2 tRNA genes are annotated in these 227 nt (G+C 47.1%); both read right to left on the bottom strand.

Annotated features, from left to right (window positions below):
* Positions 1-8 precede the first annotated feature (8 nt).
* Positions 9-84 (bottom strand) — tRNA-Ala (locus COE53_RS23690).
* 21 nt (positions 85-105) lie between these two features.
* Positions 106-182 (bottom strand) — tRNA-Ile (locus tag COE53_RS23685).
* Between the last annotated feature and the right edge of the window lie 45 nt (positions 183-227).

The raw sequence follows: 227 nt of genomic DNA, 5'->3' as shown, positions 1-227 counted from the left end.
AAAAAAAATGGTGGAGCCTAGCGGGATCGAACCGCTGACCTCCTGCGTGCAAGGCAGGCGCTCTCCCAGCTGAGCTAAGGCCCCATTATTATATTATAAAAGATATGGTGGGCCTAAATGGACTCGAACCATCGACCTCACGCTTATCAGGCGTGCGCTCTAACCAGCTGAGCTATAGGCCCATATCTACAATAGAAGGATAATCCTTCAAAACTAAACAAAACAAT

The organism is Bacillus sp. AFS029533 (assembly GCF_002585125.1).
Lineage (GTDB): Bacteria > Bacillota > Bacilli > Bacillales > Bacillaceae_G > Gottfriedia > Gottfriedia luciferensis_B.
This window is presented reverse-complemented; position numbering and strand designations above follow the sequence as displayed.